Raw genomic sequence first — 20,237 nt, 5'->3', positions numbered from 1 at the left:
ATGACATCAGCGCCGACGCACGAGGACGCCTTCGTCGTCACCGGGGTGTCGAAGATCTTCGTCGGCAAGAGCCCGGTGCAGGCGCTGGACGACATCACGCTGAGCCTGACCACGGGGTCGTTCACCTGCATCGTCGGCCCGTCCGGGTGCGGGAAGTCGACGCTCCTGCGCATCCTCGGGGAGCTCGAGACCCCGACCGCGGGCGAGGTGGACAACCACCTCCCGGAGGGGCGGGTGCCTCGCTCCGCGTTCGTGTTCCAGGAGCACGGGGTGTTCCCGTGGTTCACGGTTCTGCAGAACGTCGCGTTCGGCGAGCAGATGGCGTCGGTCGGGAGGCGGGAGCGCGAGGAGCACGCCCGCCACTGGATCGCCGAGGTCGGCCTCACCGGCTTCGAGGACGCCTACCCCCACCAGCTGTCGGGCGGTATGCGGCAGCGCATCGCGATCGCGCGAGCGTTCTCGACGGGATCACCGTCGCTGCTGATGGACGAGCCGCTGGGCGCCCTCGACGCGCAGACCCGCACCCTCATGCAGGAGCAGCTCGTCGGCCTGTGGGAGGCCGAGCGCAAGACCGTCGTGCTGGTGACCCACTCGATCGAGGAGGCGTTGCTGCTCGGGGACCGCGTCGTGGTCATGTCGGCACGCCCGGGCCGCATCAAGGACGTCCTGGAGGTCCCGTTCGGGAGGCCGCGCAGCATCGAGGTCGAGTCCGCGCCGGAGTTCGCGCGGATGCGGCAGGAGATCTGGGAGTCGCTGCGCGACGAGGTGCAGGCCTCGCTGAGGCTGTCATGACACCCACCCTGGACGACGCCGTCGAGCGGGAGTACCGCCGCCACCGGCGGCTGCGGCTGCGGGACACCGGGTTGGCCGTCGCCACGCCGGTCGTCCTGCTGCTGGCGTGGGAGGTCGCGGCCCTGACCGGAGCGCTCGACCGCAGGCTGTTCACCCCGCCGTCGCAGATCCTCGTCCGCGGGTGGGAGATGATCGTCGGCGGTGACCTGTGGATCCACATCGGAGCCACGGTGGCGCGGCTCGCCGCCGGGCTCGTGCTGGGGGCCGTCGCCGGGATCGTCGTCGGGCTGCTGATGGGCGTCTGGCGCCCGGTCCGCGCAGCGCTGGGCCCGACGTTCACGGCGCTGTACGCGCTGCCGAAGATCGCGATCCTCCCGCTGCTGCTGCTGATCTTCGGTCTCACCGAGACGCCCAAGGTGCTCTCCGTGGCGATCTCGGTCTTCTTCGTCGTCCAGATCAACACCCTCGCCGGCATCATGCAGATCGACGCCCGGATCCTGGAGGCCGCCCGCGCCTACCGGGCGTCGGGCTGGCGGCTCTTCCGGTACGTGCTCCTGCCGGGGGCCACGCCGTCGATCCTCACCGGGCTGCGGGTGTCGGCCGGGATGGCCGTGATCGTCGTGACGGCCGTCGAGTTCGTCGCGTCGAACAACGGGCTCGGCTACCTCATCTGGAACTCGTGGCAGCTGTTCCAGCCGCAGACGATGTTCGTCGGGCTCATCACGGTGTCGGTCATCGGTGCCCTGGTCACCGGGCTCGTCATCGCCCTGGAACGGGTGGTGCTCCCGTGGCGGTACGCCGGCGGTCCACGCAGGAAGGGGAGGAACACATGAGGAGACGAGCAGTCCTGGCCACGGCGCTGGTGCTCGGCCTGGCCCTGGCGGGGTGCGGCGGCGGTTCGGCCGGTGGCGGTGACGGCGCCGAGGACAGCACGGTCGACGTCGGCGTGGTGCAGCTGCCGATCTTCGCGCCGCTCTACGTCGCGGACGCGAAGGGCTACTTCAAAGAAGCCGGCCTCACCGTGAACATCCAGAACGTCAAGTCCGGACAGGACGCGATCCCCCTCGCCGCCAGCGGCAAGCTGGACGCCGTTCTCGCCGGGTTCTCCGCCGGCATGTTCAGCGCCATCCAGTCCGGTCTCGACGTCCGGGTCGTGGGCTCGATGGGGGTGGCCGACGCCGACACCGAGAACCCGGCCTCCGCCCTGGTCGTGTCCAAGCCGCTCGTCGACAACGGGACCATCCGCTCGGTCGCCGACCTGAAGGGGCACAAGATCGGCGCCCTCGGCGGGGCGGGCGCGACGAGCGCCTTCTACGTCGGGATGGCGCTGGAGGAAGCCGGGCTGACGATCAAGGACGTGCAGTTCGTGCAGCTCAGCAGCCCGGACATCCCGACCGGCCTGAAGACCGGCGGCATCGACGCCGCATTCGTCTCGGCCCCGTTCTGGAACCAGGCCGTGGCCGACGGCATCGCGACGAAGATCTGGACCACCCCGGAGGGGACGTCCGGCACCGGCATCCTGTACGGCGGCGAGTTCGCGAAGACGCCGGTCGCGCAGAAGTTCTTCGACGCGCTGGCCCGCGGCGCCCGCGACCTGCAGGGCGACGCCCGCTACTCGGACGAGAACCTGAAGATCATCGGGGACGCGACCGGCCAGACCCCCGAGCAGGTCAAGTCGGTGCCGCTCTACGCGTGGCTGCCGAACCTGGCGCCGCTACCCGACCAGCTCGCGGCGATGGAACGGATGTGGATGCAGGTGGGGGCGCTCGAGTACGACACTCCGACCCCGCCGCAGCAGTACGTCGACTCGACCTTCGCCGACCACGTCGCGCACTAGAGGAGATCGCGCAGCACGGCGAGCCCGTCGTGCACCTCGGTGAACGAGGTGGACAGCGGCGCCGGCCCGATCCGGATGGCGTCGGGCTCGCGGTAGTCGGGGAGCACGCCGCGGGCCCAGAGCCGTTCGACGACCTCGCGGAACCCGGGCCGGCGGATCGTGACGTGCCCGCCGCGCCGCTGGGGGTCGCGGGGTGAGATCAGCTCGACGCCGTGCGGGACGAGCCATTCGTCGACGAGGTCGAGCGCGAACCCGGTGATCGCCACGGACTTCGCGCGGACCGCGGCGATCCCGGCCTCCTCCAGCAGGTCCAGGGAGGCGAGCAGCGGAACCGCGGCGAGCACGGGCGGGGTGCCGGACACGACGTGCCGGATCCCGGCCGCGGGGACGTAGCCGGGGCCCATGGTGAACGGGTCCGCGCGGCCCATCCACCCCTGGATCGGCTGGTGCAGCCGGTCGTGCAGATCGCGGCGGACGTAACCGAACGCGGGCGAACCCGGCCCGCCGTTCAGGAATTTGTAGGTGCAGCCCACCGCGACGTCGACGCCCCACGCGTCGAGCGCCAGCTCGACGGACCCGACGGAATGGCACAGGTCGAGCAGGACGTAGGCGCCGGCCCCGTGGGCGGCGGCGGTGATCGCGGGGGCGTCGGCGATCCACCCGGAGCGGTAGGCGACGTGCGACAGCAGCACCAGCGCCGTGTCCGGGCCCGCGGCGTCGGCGACCTGTTCGGGGGTGACGCCTTCGGCGATGTCGGCCTGCAGCCAGCGCACGCTGCCGCCGCGCTCGGCGGCGACGCCCTCCACGACGTAGCGGTCGGTGGGGAAGTCGTCGTCGAACGCGACGATCACCCGCCGGGCCGGGTCGGCGACCGCGGCCGCGTCGACCGCGGCGCGGGCCAGCTTGTAGAGCAGCACCGTGGTGGAGTCGCCGAGCACGGTCTGGCCGGGGCCGGCGCCCAGGGCGAGGCCGGCGATGCGGTCCCCGACCCGCTGCGGCCAGTCCATCCACGGCCCGTCCGGCCCGTCCTCGGTCCAACCGCGGATCAGCCGCCGGCCCCACGCGTGGTGCACGAACTCGCCCAACCGGTCCCCGGCGTCGGCCACCGGCCGGCCGAGCGAGTTGCCGTCCAGGTACGCGACCACGTCGGGCGCGGGCAGGAACCGGGCGCGCAGCGCGCCAAGGGGGTCGGCGGCGTCCAGCTCGGCGGCGCGTTCGGCCCACGTGCGGGTGGCCGTCACGCCTGGATCTCCGTCCGGACGGCGAACAGCTCGGGGAAGAAGGTGAGATCCAGCGCGGCGCGCAGGAACGCGACCCCGCTGGAACCGCCGGTGCCGCGCACCGTGCCGATCGTGCGCTCCACGGTCTTGAGGTGGCGGAAGCGCCACAGCTGGAAGTTCTCCTCCAGGTCGACCAGCTCCTCACAGGTCTCGTACGCCTCCCAGAACTCCCGCGAGTGCTCGTAGATCCGGCGGAACACCGGCACCAGCTCCGCGGTGAACGCGTACGGCTGCGCGACGTCCCGGCCCAGCAGCTGCTCGGGCACCGCGTGCCCGTGCCGGTGCAGGTGGTGCAGGAACTCGTCGTAGACGGTGGGCTCGCCCAGCAGCGTCTGCAGCAGCTCCCGCGCGGACTCGTCGTGCTCGAACAACTTGATCATTGCCGGGTTCTTGTTGCCGAGGATGAACTCCACGGCCCGGTACTGGTAGGACTGGAACCCCGAAGACGTGCCCAGGAACCGGCGGAACTCGGCGTACTCCGACGGTGTGAGCGTGGCCAGCACCGACCACTGCTCCGTCAGCTGCCGCTGGATGTGCTTGACCCGGGCCAGGCCCTTGAGCGCGGGGCGGAGCTCGTCGGCCCGCAGCCGGTCGCGCACCGCCCGCAGCTCGTGCAGCACCAGCTTCAGCCACAGCTCGGAGGTCTGGTGCGCCGCGATGAACAGCAGCTCGTCGTGGTGCACCGGCACGCTCACCGGGTGCTGCGCCGACAGCAGCTCGTCCAGGTGCAGGTAGGCCCCGTAGGACAGGTTGACCAACTCCGCGGTGCCACCGAACTCCCGGACCACGTCCTCCTCGATGGGGCGCAGGTTCCCGCCGTTCGCCGTCACCCCATCACGGTTCCAGAATCAGCGGTCCGGTGCGAGGAGGAGCCGATCGGGGTAGCACCACGCCCAGTCCTCGCCCGGCTGGAAGGACCGGACGAGCGGGTGTGGGCTGGCGTCCCGGTGCCGGCTCGCGTGGCGGCCGGGGGAGTCGTCGCGGCACCCGACGTGACCGCAGCGCAGGCACCTGCGGAGGTGGACCCACGCGACCGGGCGGATCAGGACGATGGCCACCAGGGCGCCCAGCGCGACGATGCCGATGCATCAACGCCTGGACCGTCGCGAACGGCCTGTGGCTCGGCGCCGACGTCACCCGGATCGTCGACTGGTTCCTCGAGCACCGGCTGCCGGACGACGGCTGGAACTGCGAGTGGGTGGAGGGGTCGACCCGCTCGTCGGTCCACTCGACGCTCAAGTCGCTCAAGGGGCTGCTCGCCCACGACGCCGCGACCGGCGGCACGGAGGCGACGCGCGCCGCCCGGCGCTCCGGTGAGGAGTGCCTGCTGCGGCGCGGGTTGTTCCGCCGGCTGTCGACGGGCGAACCGGTGGCTCCTGGTTCGAGGTCGACGTACCGGCGGGCGAGCCGTCGAGGTGGCTGACGCTGTTCGGTACCCGGGTGCTCGACTGGTGGGACGCGTCAGGCGACGATCAGGTAGAGGCCGTAGCCGACGATCGCCGCCACCGCCAGGAGGCACAGCACCGCGATCGCGGTGCCGGCCACCGGGCTCACCGGCGGCCGCGCGCCGTCGTCCGGGCCACCGACCGGCAGCGCCGCCCGCGCCGAGAGGCCGACGAGCGCGAGTGCCACGAGGACGACGACCGCCACCCCGACCGCGAGCGCCGCGACGCACACCACGAGCAGCGATCCCCACGCGATGCTCATCAGAAGATCTCCCTTCAGGCCGCGGCGCGCGCGGGCGCGTTCGGGGCCGGGACGTCGTTGACGTTCTCGGCGGTGATCGGATGCCGCCGCGACGCGACGTAGATGGCGCCGGCGAAGGCGATGGCGACCAGCGCGACGATGATCGTCCCGACGGCGCCGGTGGAGGCGAGCCATGCCGAGGCGGCTCCGACCGCGGCCGCGGCCGGAAGGGTGACGATCCAGGCGACGGCCATCTGGCCTGCGACGCCCCACTGCACGCCGGCGAGCCGGCGCCCGGCACCCGCGCCGAAGATGGCGCCCGTGGCGACCTGCGTCGTCGAGAGCGCGAAGCCCAGGTGGGATGAGGCGAGGATGACCGCCGTCGCGCTGGTCTCGGCGGCGAAGCCCTGCGGGGTCTGGATCTCGCTGACCCGCTTGCCGAGCGTCTGGATGATCCGCCAGCCACCGATGTAGGTGCCGAGCGCGATCGCGAGACCCGCGGAGAGGATCACCCAGAACGGCGGGCTCGAGTCCGGGGCGAGGAACCCGGCCGTGATCAGGGTCAGGGTGATCACGCCCATGGTCTTCTGCGCGTCGTTCGTGCCGTGCGCGAGCGCGACCATCGACGCCGAGACGATCTGGCCGACCTTGAAACCGCGGGTCACGGTGCCGGTGTCGGCCCGCGTCGTGATCCGGTAGGCGAGGTAGGTGGCGATCAGGGCCACGAGGCCGGCGAGGATCGGGGAGATCACGGCGGGGACGACGACCTTCGTCAGGACCGTCCCGAAGTTCACCGCGTTCATCCCCGCGGCCACCAGCGTCGCGCCGATGAGCCCGCCGAAGAGGGCGTGGGACGAGCTGGACGGGAGGCCGAGCAGCCAGGTCAGCAGGTTCCACAGGATCGCGCCGACGAGCCCTGCGAAGATCACGATCGGGCCGATCCTGGTCTCGTCGACCATTCCGCTGGAGATCGTTCGGGCGACCTCGACCGAGAGGAACGCGCCGACGAGGTTCAGGGCCCCCGCGATCGTCACCGCCAATTTCGGGGATAGCGCGCCGGTGGCGATCGAGGTCGCCATCGCGTTCGCCGTGTCGTGGAACCCGTTGGTGAAGTCGAAGACGAGGGCCGTGGCCACCACCACGACGACGATCAACATGACGTCCATGCGCGCCTTCCCGAACTCGGACCGGACGACTCAGCGTCACGCCCCGGGGCGAGCCGGCGCACCAACATGGCCTGAACTATTGATTAAACCAGGGAACCCGGTCATTCCGGACGAATGCAAACAGCCCGGCCAATTCGGTGTCACGGACAGGTGATGACGAGGCGAGTGTGGTGCTTGTCGATGATCGCGCCTTTCGGGAGAAGCCGGAGCCTCGCCGACGGTCACGCCTGACCAGGCGGCCTCGGCGGGTCGATCGAGGACTCCGAGCAGGGCATCCGGGTCGACCGACTGGTCGTCGTCGCAGATGAGGGCGATCGGTTCGCCGTCGGTGTGGCCGACGGTGTGGACGTGCTCGCCACCCGGCGCGTCCATCGGGAGGAACTGCGCCGGCGAGAGGGCGCGGAGGCCGAGCTGAGCGGGAAGCCCTGCGGGTCGCGCTTCGTCACCACCGAGCGGCCGGCCGCGTACGCCTCCTCGAGGGGGACCTCGGGCACGAACAGGTGTCGGGGCACGGAAACGAGGGCCCTGTGCACCGGCTCGCGCCACGCGCAGCCGGCCGCACGGATCGTCCGTACCAGCGCCTCGTGCAGCCGTTCGGCGGTGGCGTCACCGGTCACGACCCGATGATCGTGCACGGAGTGCTGCCGCGCGACTCCCTCGAGTTCACCGTCGAGGACCGGGCCGGGGCGTGAAGCGGGCTGCGGTAACGTCTGCGCGAATCGCGACGGCACGGGCAGGCTGTGCCATCTGGGAACGGTGGAGCGTGGACGAGCCGGCCGATCCGCGAGCCCGCGCAGCTCGGACCAAGCGGATCCGCACCCGCGCGGCCCTGATCGCGGCAGCCGACTCGGCCTTCAGCCGCCGCGGCTGGGGCGCGACCCGCATCGAGGACGTCGCCGAAGCCGCGGGCGTCAGCCCGGCCACGGCCTACAACCACTTCCCGACCAAGCACGCCCTGCTCGGAACCGTGTACGAACCCTACGTGCGCGGCCACATCCGCCAGGCCGAGCAGGACATCGCCGACCGGCGCCCGGTCGTCGAGGCGCTCATCGACCAGGTCAACGCGCTGGCTCGCCTCAGCGGGTACCACCGCGGGCTGACGGCGGCGTTCACCGCTGCCATGCTCGACTACACGATCCGGGTCGGGAAGGCGCCGGACCCGGATGATCAGGGCGATCCGCGGATCATCGCTCCCATCAACGTGGCGCTCCTGCTGCTCATCGAGCACGGCCAGGCCACGGGCGAGCTGCGCTCCCACCCGCCCGCCTTCGAGATCAGCGGCATGGTGGTCAACCTGCTTCTCGTGCGGAGCATCAACCGCAAGGAGGAGCCCCCGTCCGACACCGCCGACCTGCTGCTCACGGTGCTCTTCGGCGCACTCCGCCCCGACCTCCTCGTCGGGCGCGACGGTGCCGGACCCCCTTGGGCGTGACGCCCCGGCGGCGGATGCGAGACCTCACCGGCTGCGCGTGACCAGGCGGGCGAGGAACGGTGTCGCGAGGTCGAACGCCGTTGTCATCAGGGCAGGCGGGTCCTGGTTGAGCGTGTCCTCGCGCCGCAACGCGTCGAAGTCGACGCGCTTGGCCGGGACGCCCGCGGCAGAAAGGAGCGTGCCGAGCTCGTCCGCGAGGATCCCGTAACCGGACGCCGTCGGGTGGACGCCGTCGAGCCCGAAGAGACCTCCCTGCAACCTGCCGGTGCGGTCGGAGAGGAAGAAGCGGGTGTCGAGGTCCGCGAGCGGCGCCGGGATCCCGTGGGCCCGCCACGCATGGCGTTCGGTGGCTTCGGCATCGCTCGCGAACCGGCGGTAGGCCAGGCCGTCGAGGATCCCGCACAGGTCGAAGAGGAACCAGTCGCGGCCGCGCCTGCGGGCGTCGCGGACTGCCTCGGCGATGGCGTCGTTGTACTGGTCGATCGCCGAGTCGACGGCGCGCGCCTGCTGGTGGGTGATGTGCCGGTGCTTGGCGGGGTCGAAGTCCGCCTCGTCGATCCACGGGTCGGTGTAGAAGGGGAAGAACCGCGAGCCGGGACGCCACTTCCGGCCGGGTTCCTGCGGGTTGACGCCCTTCGCGATCGGCGCGATCGTCACGTGCGGCACGGTGGCGAGGACGACCCGCCGCGTGCTGATGGCCTCGACCGCCCGCACGAGCTCGGCGAACTCGGTGGCGAAGTGGGTCGGCCGCCACACGTTGTAGCTGCCCTTGCGGTCCAGGTCGGCGAAGCCGTCGCCGCTCCAGAGGATCTTCTTGTCGACGACGGTGCGGAGCGCGTTGTTCGCGCCGAGGACGACGACGAGCGTGTCGATGCCGCCGTTCCGTCCGTGCCAGGCAGCGGAGCCGATCTGGGTCGCGGCGACACCGAACGGCGCGAGCACCGACCAGGCGGCGATGTCGTTGTCGTTGGACGGGATCGCGCCGAGCAGGTCGTCGTGCGCGGGGTTGGCGGCGATCCGAGCGGCCGCGCGGCCGCCGGTGTACGACAGGCTGTCGCGCAGGTCCCAGCCGTAGATGCCCAGATTGTCGTAGCGCAGGTCCGTGCGCGGCGGTTTGCTCCCGTCCCCGCGCTCCCAGTAGTCCTCGTTCTGGTCGGCCAGCTGCTGCAGGGCGAGCGGCAGCGCCAGCACCTCGAGGCCGCTCAGGCGGTCACCGAACCGCACCTGCAGCTTCCGCAACAGCCCCTCGATGTTGAACGGCAGGCCGCCGAGCGGGCCGCCGTACGTGGGCACCTGGAAGGGGACGCCGAGGCATCGGGCGAGGACGGCGGGCCAGGACAGATCCGTTCGCGACACGGCCCCGCTGGTCAGGCCGTGGGTGAGGGAGTCGCCGACCGTCACGAGCCGGTGCTGGGGGTCGGAGGGCGGTGCCGGGACGTCCGTGCCGGGCGGACCGAGCCCGACCCCGAGCGTCGGGTCGTCGATGCGCGGCCGGAGCGCATCGGTCACCACGACGTCGGGCGGGGTGTTCGGGTCCAGGAACTCCGGTGGCAGCGTGGCCATGTCCCCTCCTCGCGTCGGCTCGCCGGGGTTCATGGTGGCCCGGTGGGTGAGGAGGCGCGACCGCCGGCGGTTGATACGCGATCGAGGGCGCGCAGGCTGCCCGAGAGCGTTGCCCGGACCTCGTCGTCCTGCGTCTCGGCGGCGAGGGACAGGGCGACGTAGCGCAGCAGCGACGACTTGCCTGCGCCCGGATCTCCGAGTAGCACGACGTTGCGGCGCCTTACGTCACTCAGCAGCTCCGCCACCGGCCGGGGCGTCTCCGCTGTGTGCGCCTCGCGGGCCTTCGCAAGCATCTCGCGGTCGTGCTCGTCGATCTCGGCAGGCAGCTCGTCGCCGGTGAGCTCGCCGGCCTCGACGAGGCGTCGACGCAGATCTCGCGGGAGCTCGACGGATGCGTACGCCGGTGCCGGTCGAGGCGACCGCGCCAATCTTGATGAACGCTTGATGAACGCGGACTGCACGTCGCGCAGGTCCACGCCGATGGCCTGCGCGGCCGCGGTGTCGTGCGTGGCGACCGCGTCGGTCATCGCGCGCGCCGCGGCGAGCAGCTCGTCGTCGACGGGTTCGGCTGCGCCCGCGAGGTCCTCGTGGAGTGCGGTCTGCCGTGCCGTGGACCCCGGCCGTCGCTCGACCCCGGAGACGTCGATCGACCGGCGTCCCAACAGGCCCTTCAGGCCGGCGTAGGCATCCTTCACCGCGGTTGTCGCCGTGTCCGTCAGCCCGGCGGATGCGCCCAGCGCCACCGCGGTCACGACCAGAGTGACCGGATCCACGTGTGGATCCTGGACGTGCGTCCGGGGAAGGTCAACGGGCTCGCCGCTACCCGGCGTTCCGCGCGCCGAGGCCGACCCGCTCGCGCACGGCGCGGCGGTGGGCCTGCGGGGACACCCCGGTGGCGCGGGTGAACTGCAGGCGGAAGTTGCTCGTGCTGCCGAAGCCGGTCATCCGCGCGATCCGCTCGACGGGTTCGCAGGTGGTGTCGAGGAGGTGCAGGGCGCGCCGGATGCGCTGCGCGAGCAGCCACTGCATCGGTGACGTGCCGAGCGCGGCCTCGAAGCGCCGGGCGAGGGTCCGCGAGCTCACGTGAGCGGCCCGGGCGAGGTCGGCGAGGCTGAGCGGATCGCCGAGGCGAACGGTGGCCCATTCGATCACGTCGGCGAGGTCGTCCGCGGTGTCGGGTCGGTCGTCGTGGCGCACGAGCTCCCGGCACAGCTCGGCGGTGGTGGTGCCGCCTGCGCACGTGCGGATGGTGCCGTCGACGACGATGGGTGCCGAGGTGTCGACGCGGACCCGGGGGAACCGGCACCGCAGATCGTCGGCGAGGTCGTGGCGGGTGGTGGCGCGGCGCCCCGTGAGCAGGCCCGCCACGGCCAGGACGAAGGTGCCCGAGCCGCCCGCGACGAACCGGGCACCGCGGGTGGCCGCCGTGCGGAGCGCGTGGCTGATCGCGGGCTGCGGGTCGAGGGCCCGGCCCGGCCCTCCCGGGACGATCACGGTGTCGGCGGTGACCAGCTGGTCGAGCCCGTGCGTCGCGTCGATCGAGAACCCGGACGCGAGCGTGACGCCGCCCGGGTCGTCGGCGCAGTACCGCAGCACGTACCGCGCGTGGACGAAGACCTCGGCGGGCGTTCCCAGCTCGACGACGGACGCGGCAGGCGTCACCAACACCGCCACCGCGTGCGTCGCGACGCGTCGTTCTCCCGGCACGGAGCGACTCTCTGCGACGGGGCGGACGGAGGCCAGGTCATCCGCCGGTCAGCTACCGGCCACCCCGGTTCCGGTCGAGGCGGGCCCGGATGTCCGCCGCGGTGACCTCGCCGTCCGTGGTGTTCTCGGCGCCGAGCTCGGTGAGGGTGGCCAGGGCCCGCCGCCAGTGCCGCCGGGCATCCTCGTGCCGGTCCAGAGCCTCGAGGGCGTGCGCGAGGCCGTCGTGGGCGTTCGCCTGGTCAGCGGCCTGGTGCAGCTGGGTCGCGACCTCGAGCGCCTCCCGGTGGGAGGCGAGGGCCCGGTCGGGACGCCCGGCGGCGAAGTGGAGGCGGCCCATCCCCTGGAGGGCCTCGAACTCCAGGTTCCGGTTGCCGATCTCGCGGCTGAGCGCCAGGGCGGAACGGTAGGTCTCGGCGGCCGGATCGTGCAGGTCCAGCACCCGCTGGGCGGCGGCGAGGCCGATCATCGCGTTGAGCTCGCCGTGCCGGCTGCCGATGGCGTGGGCGATCCGGTGGGCTTGTTCGAAACAGGCGACGGCGTCCCGGGGCCGATCCTGCTGCCGGTACTGCCAGCCGAGTCCGGCCAGCGCGTCGGCCTCGCTGCTGGGGTTGCCGGTGTCGTGGGCGAGCTTCTGCGCCTGCGAGAAGGTCTCCAGGGCCCGTTCGTAGTCGCCGAGCTGGCGGTGCAGCCAGCCGAGCGCGATCAGGGCGTTGAGCTCGGTGATGTGGTGGCCGGTGTCGTGGGCGAGCCGCCGGGCCTGCGAGAGGTACTCGGCGGCTCGTTCGCCGCGGCCCCGCAACAGGTGGAAGTGGCCGAGGCCGAGCAGCGCGTCCACCTCGACGGAGACGTGACCGGTGGCACGGGCCATCTCGAGCGCCTGCGAGTAGCGGTCCGCGGCCTGCTCGTTGCGGCCCTGCTTGAGGTGCGTGCGCCCGAGGTTGGCCAGTGCGTTCTGCTCGGCCAGCCGATCGCCGACGGCGCGGGCGACGGTCAGCGCCCGGTCGTGGAGGGCCTCGGCGGTGGCGTACCGGCCACGGCCGACGACGTGGACGTGCAGGATCGCGGCCAGGTGGTGGACGTGCTCGGGCCAGCCGTGGTCGGCGGCGTGCCGGGCCACCGCGAGCAGGGTGGGGAGCTCGGCGTCGAGCCACCCGACGGCGCCCGCCGGGTCCGCAGGTGTGGGCGCGGGCGACCCGGACGGCGGGACGTCGGGCCTGCGGGCGCGCTCGTAGGGGTAGGCGATGTCCATGGCGGCGGCGGCGCCGTGCCGGTAGTGGTCGAACAGCCGCGTGAGTGCGGCCCGCCGGTCCGGTTCGGGCTCCTCGGCGTCGGCCTTGGCCACGCCGTGGGCGCGGACCAGGTCGTGGAACCGGAAGCGACCGGGAGCCGGTTCCTGCAGGAGGTGCGTCACGAGCAGGTGATCGATCAGCCGCTCGGCCTTCTGCCGGGTGACGCCGAGCAGTGCGGCGGCCGCGTGCGCGGTCAGATCGACGCCGGGGTGGAGGCCGAGGAGCCGGTACGCGCGCTGCTGTTCGGCGGAGAGCTGCCGGTACGACAGGTCGAGGGCGGCCGTCACGCTGCGCTCGCCCGCCTCGAACTCGGAGAGCCGCAGGCGGTCGATGAGGTGCGCGACCGTCCAGGACGGGCGCGACCGCAGGCGTGCGGCGGCGACGCGGACGGCGAGGGGGAGCCGCCCGCACAGCTCGACGAGCTCGGCCAGCGCGGCGGGCGGTTCTTCGCGCACCCGCAGCTCACCGGCGGCGCGGGCGAAGAGGGTGACGGCGTCGGGCAGCGGCAGCAGGTCGAGGGAGAGGGCGTGGCTGTGGTCCAGCCCCGTGAGCAGGCGCCTGCTCGTGACGAGCACGAGGCATCCGGGTGTTCCCGGGAGCAGCGGGGCCACCTGTTCCTCGGTGGCCGCGTTGTCGAGCAGGATCAGGGCCCGGTGATCGGCGAGCCTGCTGCGGTACAGCGCCGCGCGGTCGTCGGGGTCGGCCGGAACCTGCTCCGCGGGCACGCCGAGCGAGCGCAGCAGGCGGTCGAGCGCCTCGCCCGGCTCGACCGGGCGCCCGCCCTGGGCGTATCCGTGCAGGTCGAGGTAGATCTGCTCGTCCGGGTAGCGGGACGCCACCCGGTGGGCCGCCTGCACCGCGAGGGCGGTCTTGCCGACCCCCGGCATCCCGGCGATCGTGACGATCACGAGGTGGGCCTGATCGCTGACGCGGTCGAGGTCGGCGAGCTCCGGCTTCCGGCCGGTGAACAGCGGGGACGGGCCCGGGAGCTGGCGCAGCCGGTCCGGAACGGGCTCGCGGTTCGCAGCCACGAGCAACGCGCGTTCCTCGGGACTCAGCCCCAGTGCCTCGGCCAGCAACCGGATCGACGTGCTCTGCGCGGATCCGCCGCGTTCGAGCCGGCGGATGGAGCGCACGGACAGGCCTGCCTGCGCGGCGAGCTGCTCCTGGGTCAGCAGCGCCCTCTCCCGCCACTCCCGCAGCAGCCGTCCGGTGTCCTGGTTGCCGACATCGCTCGTCCGGTGGTCCGGCACGGTCCTCCTCGTCACGCGGCCGGGGGGACCCCATCCTGTCGTAACCGGAACGGGCGTGCGTCGACACCGGTGGGGTGCCGCGACGGCGGTCACCGTGCGTACCATTCCGATGCCGCGCCGCGATCGGAGGGCCGAGTTGCCGGACGAGGACTTCGTTCCCTACGACACGTCCACGCCGCACGCGGCACGGATCTGGAACTACTGGATGGGCGGCAAGGACAACTTCGCGGCCGACCGGGTGGCGGGCGCCGCGGTCGCCGAGGTGTACCCGGACATCGTCACGATGGCGGTGCATTCGCGCCGGTTCCTCATCCGGGTCGTGCGCCACCTCGCGGGCGAGGCCGGGATTCGGCAGTTCCTCGACATCGGCACCGGCCTGCCGACGATGCAGAACACCCACGAGGTCGCCCAGCGGGTCGCACCCGACTCGAAGATCGTCTACGTGGACAACGACCCGATGGTGCTCGCCCACGCCCGCGCGCTGCTGGTGAACACCACAGAGGCCGGTGCCACCACGTACGTGCACGCCGACTACCACGAGCCGCGGCGCATCGTCGCCGAGGCGGGCGAGGTGTTCGACTACACCGAACCGGTGGCCGTCATGTTCATGGGTGTGCTCGGGTACGAGACGGACACCGCGGTGGTCCGCTCGATCGTGTCCGGCGTGCTCGACGCCGTGCCGCCGGGAAGCCATCTCGCGCTCTGGGACGGCACGGACACCGGCGCCGCCGTCGTCGAGGGCGGGCAGAAGCTGGCGGAGAGCGGCGGCGCGCCCTACGTCCTGCGCAGCCCGGCCGAGCTCGCGGGATGCTTCGACGGGCTCGCGCTCGTCGAGCCAGGGCTGGTCCCGATCACACGGTGGCGTCCCGACGGCGAGCCGGGGCCGGACATCGACGCGTACGGCGCGGTGGCCCGCAAGTCCTAGGCACAGGAACCGGACAGGAAGCGCACAGCAGCGCCCCAACGGGGACCGTGCGGGCGGCGCCCAGATCGCGCTGCCCCAGGACGTCTGCGAGGTCGTGTACGCGCAGCCGGGCTACGAGCGGTCCGTCAGCAACCTCTCGCAGGTCGGCCTGGCCACGGACAACGTCTTCGGCGACGTCACCAGCGGCTACACCGTGTCGCTCACGGCCGCCGTCGACACGACCACCACCCCGACCGCCGGCAGCGCCCCCGCAGGTGGCCCGGGTGGGCCGCCTCCCCCGCTCTGACAGGCACGAACCCCGGACTTCTCCCTGTGACCGGGGAGGGACTCTCGGTAGAGTCGCCCGGGTGACCGGCCGTCGCAGATCTCTCAGCGTGCTGCTGAACGGCACCTTCGACCGCGCACTCGACGTCGCCGGCGAGCTCGAGGACCGCCTCGAGCTCGCTCGGGACCAGGCCGACGCCACCCTGTTCCGGGTGCGGGTTCTCGCCCGTGACCTCGAGGACGCCTTCATGGACGCGCTGACCATCCGCGCCCCGCTCGTCGGCGACTACGACGGCGCGCTCGGGTCAGCGCGAGAGCTGGTCACCGTGCTGCGCCGGATCTACCCGCTCGCGTTCGAACTCGACGACGCCCGCTACGCCGGCGTCAGGAGCAACGTCGACCACGCCTTCGCCTGCGCCCAGGTCTTCGTCACCGTGCTGGAGATGGCCGAGGAACGCGGGCCGGGCCTCACGGTGGTGCCGTCGGCCGGCGCGGGCGACGCGGAGGAGGTGGAGGAGCAGGTGCGGGAGCAGTGGGCCCGCATCCTGCCCTTCGACGGAGAGCGGGACTGACCCGGTCAGCTCGCCTTGTCCGGCGTGGCCACGCGCAGCTCGGTGGTCCGGGTCTGGTCGCGCCGGAAGTACTCGGTGTGGTCGGGCGGGAGCGGCGTCCGGTCGAGGATGATGTCGGCGGCCTTCTCCGCGATCACCATCACCGGGGCGTAGGTGTTGGCGTTGGTGACGGTCGGCATCACCGACGCGTCCACGACGCGCACCCCGTCCAGGCCGCGCACCTTCATCGTGTCCGGGTCGACCACCGCCTGGTCGTCGGTGCCCATCCGGCAGGAACCGGAGTAGTGCATGGCCGACTTGGCGTTCGTCACCACCCAGTCCCAGATCTGGTCGTCGGTCTGGACGTCCGGGCCGGGGGCTGCCTCCCCGCCGTCGTAACGGGCGAGCGCCGACTGCGCCATGATCTCCCGCGTGACGCGGACCGCGTCGATCCAGTCCTGCCGGTCCTTCTCGGTGGACAGGTAGTTGAACTGGATCGCCGGGGGCGTGCGCCAGTTCGGCGACGTGAGCGAGATGCTGCCCCGCGAGTCGGAGTTCATGACCCCGACGTGCACCTGGTAGCCGTGCGGGCCGGTGGGTGACGTCGGGTACGACTTCGACGCCAGCGGCAGGAACTGGTACATCAGGTTCGGGAACGCCAGCTTGTCGTTGCTGCGGGCGAACCCGCCGGCTTCCCAGTGGTTGGTCGCGCCCGGCCCGCTGCGCAGGAACAGCCACTGCGCCCCGATCCACGGCGCGTTCTTCAGGTTGGCCGTGGGCTGCAACGACACCGGCTTCGTGCAGGAGTGCTGGATCTGGATCGCGAGGTGGTCCTGCAGGTTCGCCCCCACACCGGGGAGGTGGTGCACCACGGGAACCCCCAGCGACTCCAGCGCCGCCGCGTCGCCCACGCCGGAGAGCTGCAGGATCTGCGGGCTCTTGATCGCGCCTGCGCACAGGACGATGTCGCGGCTGAGCACGTGCTCCACGTTGCCGCGCCGGTCCACGAACTCGACCCCGACCGCCCGGGTGCCGTCGAACATGACCTTCGAGACGGTCGTGCCCGTACGGACCGTCAGGTTGTGCCGGTTCATGGCAGGACGCAGGTACGCGCGGGTGGCCGACCACCGCCGGGACCGGCGGATGTTGTGGTCGAGGGTCCCGAAGCCCTCCTGCCGGTGCCCGTTGACGTCCGGGGTGGCGTAGTGCCCGGCCTCCTGCGCGGCCACCAGGAACGCCTGGGAGAGGACGTTGCCCGGGCGCCCCTTCTGCACCGTCAGCGGGCCTCCACGACCCCGCAGCGGCCCGGTGACCTCCGCGTCCTCCATGCGCTTGAAGTACGGCAGGACGTTCGCGTAACCCCAGTTCTGCATGCCGGGCCGCGCGGCCCAGCCCTCGTAGTCCATCGGGTTGCCGCGCTGGTAGAGCATCCCGTACAGGTTGCTCGTGCCGCCCAGCATGTGGCCTGCGGGCAGGTTCATCCGCCGGCCCCGCAGGCCCGGCTCGGGCTCGCTGCGGTAACGCCAGTCGTAGAAGCTCACGCCGCGCGTGAACGCGATCCCCGCGGGCATGCGCATCAGCACGTCCCACGAGTAGTCCGGCCGGCCGCTCTCGAGCACCAGCACGCGCCGTGCCGGGTCTGCCGACAAGCGGTTCGCCAAGGCCGAACCCGCCGAACCACCACCGACAATGACGTGATCGAACGAGTCCGTCACTGCGCCCCCCTCATGGCAACATGCCGGCCACGGCGCCCGGTGTCACTCGATCGGGTGTGCAGCGGCTCTTGACGGCGGGGGACGCTACACGGGGCCGTGGGACCGCGGACAGCCGACCCGGCCGGCTAACACCCTGGCGGGTGCGCCCGATAGACGGCACGTTGGCGCTGTTCCAGGGGAGGCACGACCTGCATGCGGTCACGTCGGGGGGCGGCCGGATGATGGACCGCGTGCAGCCACGCCGCGAGCTCGACTCCCCCACCGTGGAGTTCGACGTCGTGACCGCGCCCCTGGCGCTCGGCCAGGTGGCCAAGGACGGCTGGCGCGCCCCGCAGCACCGCGACGGGATGGCGCTCGTGCTCAGCTCGGCCGCGTCGTCGGGCATCGGGATGCTGTTCTGGGTGCTCGCAGCGCGCCTGTTCGACCCCACCGTCGTCGGGCTGAACTCCACGGCGATCTCCGCGATGACGCTCCTCGGCTCGGCCGCCCACCTGAACCTCGGCAATGCGATCCTGCGCTTCGTCCCCGTCGCCGAGCGGCGCGGCCGGATCATCGCGGGCTGCTTCGTCGTCGGCATCGGGGTGGCGGCGGTGCTCGGCCTCGTGTTCGCGGTCGGCGCGAGCGTGTGGGCCCCCGAGCTCGTGAGCGCGGTCGGCTACCCGGCCCTGATCGGCTTCTTCGTGATCAGCACGCCGCTCTACACGGTGTTCGTCCTCCAGGACGCCGCCCTCACCTCGATCAAGCGCGCCGACCTCGTGCTCTGGGAGAACCTCGTGTTCTCCCTGCTGAAGGTCGCCCTGCTCGCGGTCGCCGCGTGGCTCGCGCTGGACAGCGGGATCGCCACCGGGTGGGTGGTGGCCACCCTGCTCGTGGTGGTCGTCGTCACCAGCTGGCTCACCCGCGCGGTGCGGTCGGCCCCGCCGCCGCCCGTCGTCCACCCGGTCACGGTGCGGGACCTCGGCGAGTTCGTGGGCGCCGACTACGCGGGGAACATCTTCTGGCAGGCCGCGGTCTTCGGCCTGCCGCTCGTCGTGATCAACCTTGCCGGGCCCGACGGCGCGGCCGTGTACGGGGTGGTCTGGCAGATCGCGTTCGCCTTCTACCTGGTGGCGATCGGCATGGGGAAGTCGATGGTGGCCCACAACGCCGCCGCCGGCCGCGCCGGGGCCGACCGCGCCCGCCGCGGGATGGAGCGCAAGGCGCTCACGCTGATCGTGCCCGGCGCCCTCGTCACCGCGCTGGCCTCCTACCCGATCCTGTGGGTGTTCGGCGGCACCTACGCGCAGACCGGCACGCTGCTCCTGGTCCTGCTGGTGCTGTCCGCCATCCCGAACGTCATCACGAACTCCACGGTCTGGGCGGCGCGCGTGAGCCGCCGCCGATCCGTCCTGGTCGGGCAGCCCGCCGCGCTCTGCGCGCTCGTGATCATCGGCACCGTTGTCCTGGTCCCGATGATCGGCATCACCGGCGCGGGGTGGGCGTGGCTCGGCGCCCAGTGCCTGGTGGCCGCCGCGGTTCTGCTGCAACGCCGGATGGCGAGATCACCGAAAATGGTGTGAGGGCGACAGATCTGTCGTGCCAAGTCCGGACACATCGGTGACAGGTATGTCTCGCGACATCGGTGACAGCTGCTTGATCGTGGCCGAGGCTGTTCGGTCGTGGTCGGATGGGTTGTCCCGATGGAGACACGGTTGGCGATGGTCCTTGCCGGGAGTTGTGATGCGGTGTCGGTGACCGCGTTGTGCGCGGAGTTGGAGATCTCTCGGCAGACCTTCTACCGGTTGCGGCGGCGGTATGTGGCCGAGGGCCCGGCGGGGTTGAGGCCGCGGTCGCGGCGTCCGCACCGTTGTCCGGGGGCGGTGGACCCGGCGCTGGAGTTGGAGATCATCCGGCTGCGTACCGATGAGGACTGGCCGGATCCGCCGCGGGGGGCGGCCTCGATCGCCGACGAGCTGCGCCGGTCCGGGCTGGCGTGTCCGGCGGTGTCCACGATCCACCGGGTGCTGGTGCGCAACGGGTTGGTGGCCCCGCAGCCGCAGAAGCGGCCGCGGGCCAGCTACACCCGCTTCACCTATCCGGACCCGAACGGTTGCTGGCAGATCGATGCCACCCGCTGGGAACTGGTTGATGGCGGTGAAGCCTGGGTGATGGATGTGCTCGACGACCATTCCCGGGTGGTGGTGGCCGCGCACGCCTGTCTCGGCCCGACTACCGCCGCTGCCCAGGCCGCGGTGCACGCCGCCGGGCAGGCGTGGGGGCTACCGGCGCGGGTCCTGTCGGACAACGGGCCGTGTTTCGGCGGGGTGGGCCGGACCGGTGATTTCGTCGACGGCCTGGCGGGGCTGGGGGTCCAGGCGATCCACGCCCGACCGTTCCACCCGCAAACCTGCGGCAAGATCGAACGGTTCCAACCAGAGGGCCTGTCAAGAAGTCTGTGTAAGTCGATCTATAAGTGGTCAGGTCAGGTAGGTACTGATGCGGTCGGGGTAGGCCAGGGCGAGTGCGCCGAGGGCCCGCTTCCAGCCTTGGATCGTGGCGCCTTCGACGAGCCGGCCCTCGGCTCGCCGCTCGCTGGCCGGCAGGCCCTTCTCCTTCGCTCTCGCGCGTGCGCGTTTGTCCTCGATGTCGCGGATCGCCAGCCACAGCAGCTTGATCGCGGAGTCGTCGTTCGGGAAGTGCCCACGGTTCTTGATGATCTTGCGGAGCTGGTAGTTCAGTGACTCGATCGCGTTCGTCGTGTAGATGATCTTGCGGAGCTCGGGTGGGAACGCCAGGAA

Annotated in this window: 20 protein-coding genes and 1 pseudogene; 10 read left to right on the top strand and 11 right to left on the bottom strand. The window is 72.0% G+C overall.

Annotated elements, in window-relative coordinates:
* Genes ACU436_RS22210 through ACU436_RS22200 form a run of 3 tightly spaced genes read left to right on the top strand, consistent with a single transcriptional unit; the run spans position 1 to position 2,629 of the window.
* Positions 1–792 (top strand): ABC transporter ATP-binding protein, encoded by a 792-nt coding sequence (locus tag ACU436_RS22210; protein ID WP_459028237.1) that lies wholly within the window; start codon positions 1–3, stop codon positions 790–792.
* A complete protein-coding gene (locus tag ACU436_RS22205; protein ID WP_459028235.1) occupies positions 789–1,625 on the top strand; it encodes an ABC transporter permease in 837 nt (278 codons plus the stop codon). Before ACU436_RS22210 ends, ACU436_RS22205 begins: the two co-directional genes overlap by 4 nt.
* Positions 1,622–2,629 carry an ABC transporter substrate-binding protein gene (locus tag ACU436_RS22200; RefSeq protein WP_459028232.1) on the top strand — a complete coding sequence of 336 codons (1,008 nt, stop codon included), beginning with the start codon at positions 1,622–1,624 and terminating at the stop codon, positions 2,627–2,629. Before ACU436_RS22205 ends, ACU436_RS22200 begins: the two co-directional genes overlap by 4 nt.
* Here ACU436_RS22200 and ACU436_RS22195 read toward each other — a convergent pair.
* Genes ACU436_RS22195 through ACU436_RS22185 form a run of 3 tightly spaced genes read right to left on the bottom strand, consistent with a single transcriptional unit; the run spans position 2,626 to position 4,967 of the window.
* Entirely contained in the window at positions 2,626–3,870 is a 1,245-nt protein-coding gene (locus tag ACU436_RS22195; protein ID WP_459028230.1) for a kynureninase, read from the bottom strand. The genes ACU436_RS22200 and ACU436_RS22195 overlap by 4 nt on opposite strands.
* A complete protein-coding gene (locus tag ACU436_RS22190; protein WP_459028228.1) occupies positions 3,867–4,739 on the bottom strand; it encodes a tryptophan 2,3-dioxygenase in 873 nt (290 codons plus the stop codon). Before ACU436_RS22190 ends, ACU436_RS22195 begins: the two co-directional genes overlap by 4 nt.
* A gap of 18 nt (positions 4,740–4,757) precedes the next feature.
* On the bottom strand, positions 4,758–4,967 hold the full coding sequence (locus ACU436_RS22185; protein ID WP_459028226.1) for a UBP-type zinc finger domain-containing protein: 210 nt from the start codon (positions 4,965–4,967) through the stop codon (positions 4,758–4,760).
* Positions 4,968–5,107: 140 nt separating this feature from the next.
* Here ACU436_RS22185 and ACU436_RS22180 point away from each other — a divergent pair, with 140 nt between their 5' ends.
* Entirely contained in the window at positions 5,108–5,332 is a 225-nt protein-coding gene (locus ACU436_RS22180) for a hypothetical protein (RefSeq protein WP_459028224.1), read from the top strand.
* 38 nt (positions 5,333–5,370) lie between these two features.
* Here the strand turns inward: ACU436_RS22180 and ACU436_RS22175 are convergent, their stop codons facing one another.
* Positions 5,371–5,616, bottom strand: a complete 246-nt coding sequence (locus tag ACU436_RS22175) for a hypothetical protein (RefSeq protein ID WP_459028222.1) — start codon at positions 5,614–5,616, stop codon at positions 5,371–5,373.
* Positions 5,617–5,630: 14 nt separating this feature from the next.
* Positions 5,631–6,761 carry an inorganic phosphate transporter gene (locus ACU436_RS22170; RefSeq protein ID WP_459028220.1) on the bottom strand — a complete coding sequence of 377 codons (1,131 nt, stop codon included), beginning with the start codon at positions 6,759–6,761 and terminating at the stop codon, positions 5,631–5,633.
* 763 nt (positions 6,762–7,524) lie between these two features.
* Here ACU436_RS22170 and ACU436_RS22165 point away from each other — a divergent pair.
* Positions 7,525–8,193: a TetR/AcrR family transcriptional regulator gene (locus tag ACU436_RS22165; RefSeq protein WP_459028218.1), complete on the top strand. Its 669-nt coding sequence runs from the start codon at positions 7,525–7,527 to the stop codon at positions 8,191–8,193.
* Between the two features lie 24 nt (positions 8,194–8,217).
* Here ACU436_RS22165 and ACU436_RS22160 read toward each other — a convergent pair whose 3' ends face one another.
* Genes ACU436_RS22160 through ACU436_RS22145 form a run of 4 tightly spaced genes read right to left on the bottom strand, consistent with a single transcriptional unit; the run spans position 8,218 to position 14,005 of the window.
* Positions 8,218–9,756, bottom strand: coding sequence for a hypothetical protein (locus ACU436_RS22160; RefSeq protein ID WP_459028216.1), 1,539 nt, complete (start codon positions 9,754–9,756; stop codon positions 8,218–8,220).
* Between the two features lie 29 nt (positions 9,757–9,785).
* Positions 9,786–10,529 carry a hypothetical protein gene (locus ACU436_RS22155; RefSeq protein ID WP_459028214.1) on the bottom strand — a complete coding sequence of 248 codons (744 nt, stop codon included), beginning with the start codon at positions 10,527–10,529 and terminating at the stop codon, positions 9,786–9,788.
* Between the two features lie 46 nt (positions 10,530–10,575).
* Positions 10,576–11,463: a GlxA family transcriptional regulator gene (locus ACU436_RS22150; RefSeq protein WP_459028212.1), complete on the bottom strand. Its 888-nt coding sequence runs from the start codon at positions 11,461–11,463 to the stop codon at positions 10,576–10,578.
* A 52-nt stretch (positions 11,464–11,515) separates the two neighbouring features.
* The gene (locus tag ACU436_RS22145) at positions 11,516–14,005 is read right to left on the bottom strand and encodes an ATP-binding protein (protein ID WP_459028210.1); all 2,490 of its coding nucleotides are present in this window, start codon (positions 14,003–14,005) and stop codon (positions 11,516–11,518) included.
* Positions 14,006–14,114: 109 nt separating this feature from the next.
* Between ACU436_RS22145 and ACU436_RS22140 the strand changes: the two genes are divergently transcribed.
* The 3 genes from ACU436_RS22140 (at position 14,115) to ACU436_RS22130 (ending at position 15,766) form a co-directional block, all read left to right on the top strand.
* Positions 14,115–14,930 (top strand): SAM-dependent methyltransferase, encoded by an 816-nt coding sequence (locus tag ACU436_RS22140; protein WP_459028208.1) that lies wholly within the window; start codon positions 14,115–14,117, stop codon positions 14,928–14,930.
* Between the two features lie 94 nt (positions 14,931–15,024).
* Positions 15,025–15,216 (top strand): hypothetical protein, encoded by a 192-nt coding sequence (locus ACU436_RS22135; RefSeq protein ID WP_459028206.1) that lies wholly within the window; start codon positions 15,025–15,027, stop codon positions 15,214–15,216.
* 61 nt (positions 15,217–15,277) lie between these two features.
* Positions 15,278–15,766: a hypothetical protein gene (locus ACU436_RS22130; RefSeq protein ID WP_459028204.1), complete on the top strand. Its 489-nt coding sequence runs from the start codon at positions 15,278–15,280 to the stop codon at positions 15,764–15,766.
* A gap of 5 nt (positions 15,767–15,771) precedes the next feature.
* On the opposite strand, the gene ACU436_RS22125 is transcribed toward ACU436_RS22130, so the two are convergent.
* The gene (locus tag ACU436_RS22125; RefSeq protein ID WP_459028202.1) at positions 15,772–17,460 is read right to left on the bottom strand and encodes a choline dehydrogenase; all 1,689 of its coding nucleotides are present in this window, start codon (positions 17,458–17,460) and stop codon (positions 15,772–15,774) included.
* A 230-nt stretch (positions 17,461–17,690) separates the two neighbouring features.
* On the opposite strand from ACU436_RS22125, the gene ACU436_RS22120 reads away from it, so the two are divergent.
* Both ACU436_RS22120 and ACU436_RS22115 read left to right on the top strand, forming a co-directional pair.
* Positions 17,691–19,019 (top strand): lipopolysaccharide biosynthesis protein, encoded by a 1,329-nt coding sequence (locus ACU436_RS22120; protein WP_459028200.1) that lies wholly within the window; start codon positions 17,691–17,693, stop codon positions 19,017–19,019.
* A gap of 120 nt (positions 19,020–19,139) precedes the next feature.
* Positions 19,140–19,829 (top strand): annotated as a pseudogene (locus ACU436_RS22115) (helix-turn-helix domain-containing protein); the annotation flags it as partial.
* A gap of 87 nt (positions 19,830–19,916) precedes the next feature.
* On the opposite strand, the gene ACU436_RS22110 reads toward ACU436_RS22115, so the two are convergent.
* Positions 19,917–20,237: transposase (locus ACU436_RS22110; RefSeq protein ID WP_459028198.1), on the bottom strand; the 321-nt coding region annotated here is incomplete at its 5' end.

The organism is Pseudonocardia wallangbongensis (assembly GCF_054486945.1).
The sequence above is the reverse complement of the archived record's forward strand: the minus strand, read 5'-3'. Positions and strand labels throughout refer to the sequence as shown.

Excerpts from the sequence above, each read along its gene's own strand:
- ACU436_RS22160 (WP_459028216.1), bottom strand. The coding sequence starts at position 9,756 with ATGGCCACGCTGCCACCGGAGTTCCTGGACCCGAACACCCCGCCCGAC.
- ACU436_RS22200 (WP_459028232.1), top strand. The coding sequence starts at position 1,622 with ATGAGGAGACGAGCAGTCCTGGCCACGGCGCTGGTGCTCGGCCTGGCC.
- ACU436_RS22175 (WP_459028222.1), bottom strand. The coding sequence starts at position 5,616 with ATGAGCATCGCGTGGGGATCGCTGCTCGTGGTGTGCGTCGCGGCGCTC.
- ACU436_RS22170 (WP_459028220.1), bottom strand. The coding sequence starts at position 6,761 with ATGGACGTCATGTTGATCGTCGTCGTGGTGGTGGCCACGGCCCTCGTC.
- ACU436_RS22205 (WP_459028235.1), top strand. The coding sequence starts at position 789 with ATGACACCCACCCTGGACGACGCCGTCGAGCGGGAGTACCGCCGCCAC.
- ACU436_RS22210 (WP_459028237.1), top strand. The coding sequence starts at position 1 with ATGACATCAGCGCCGACGCACGAGGACGCCTTCGTCGTCACCGGGGTG.
- ACU436_RS22140 (WP_459028208.1), top strand. The coding sequence starts at position 14,115 with ATGCCGCGCCGCGATCGGAGGGCCGAGTTGCCGGACGAGGACTTCGTT.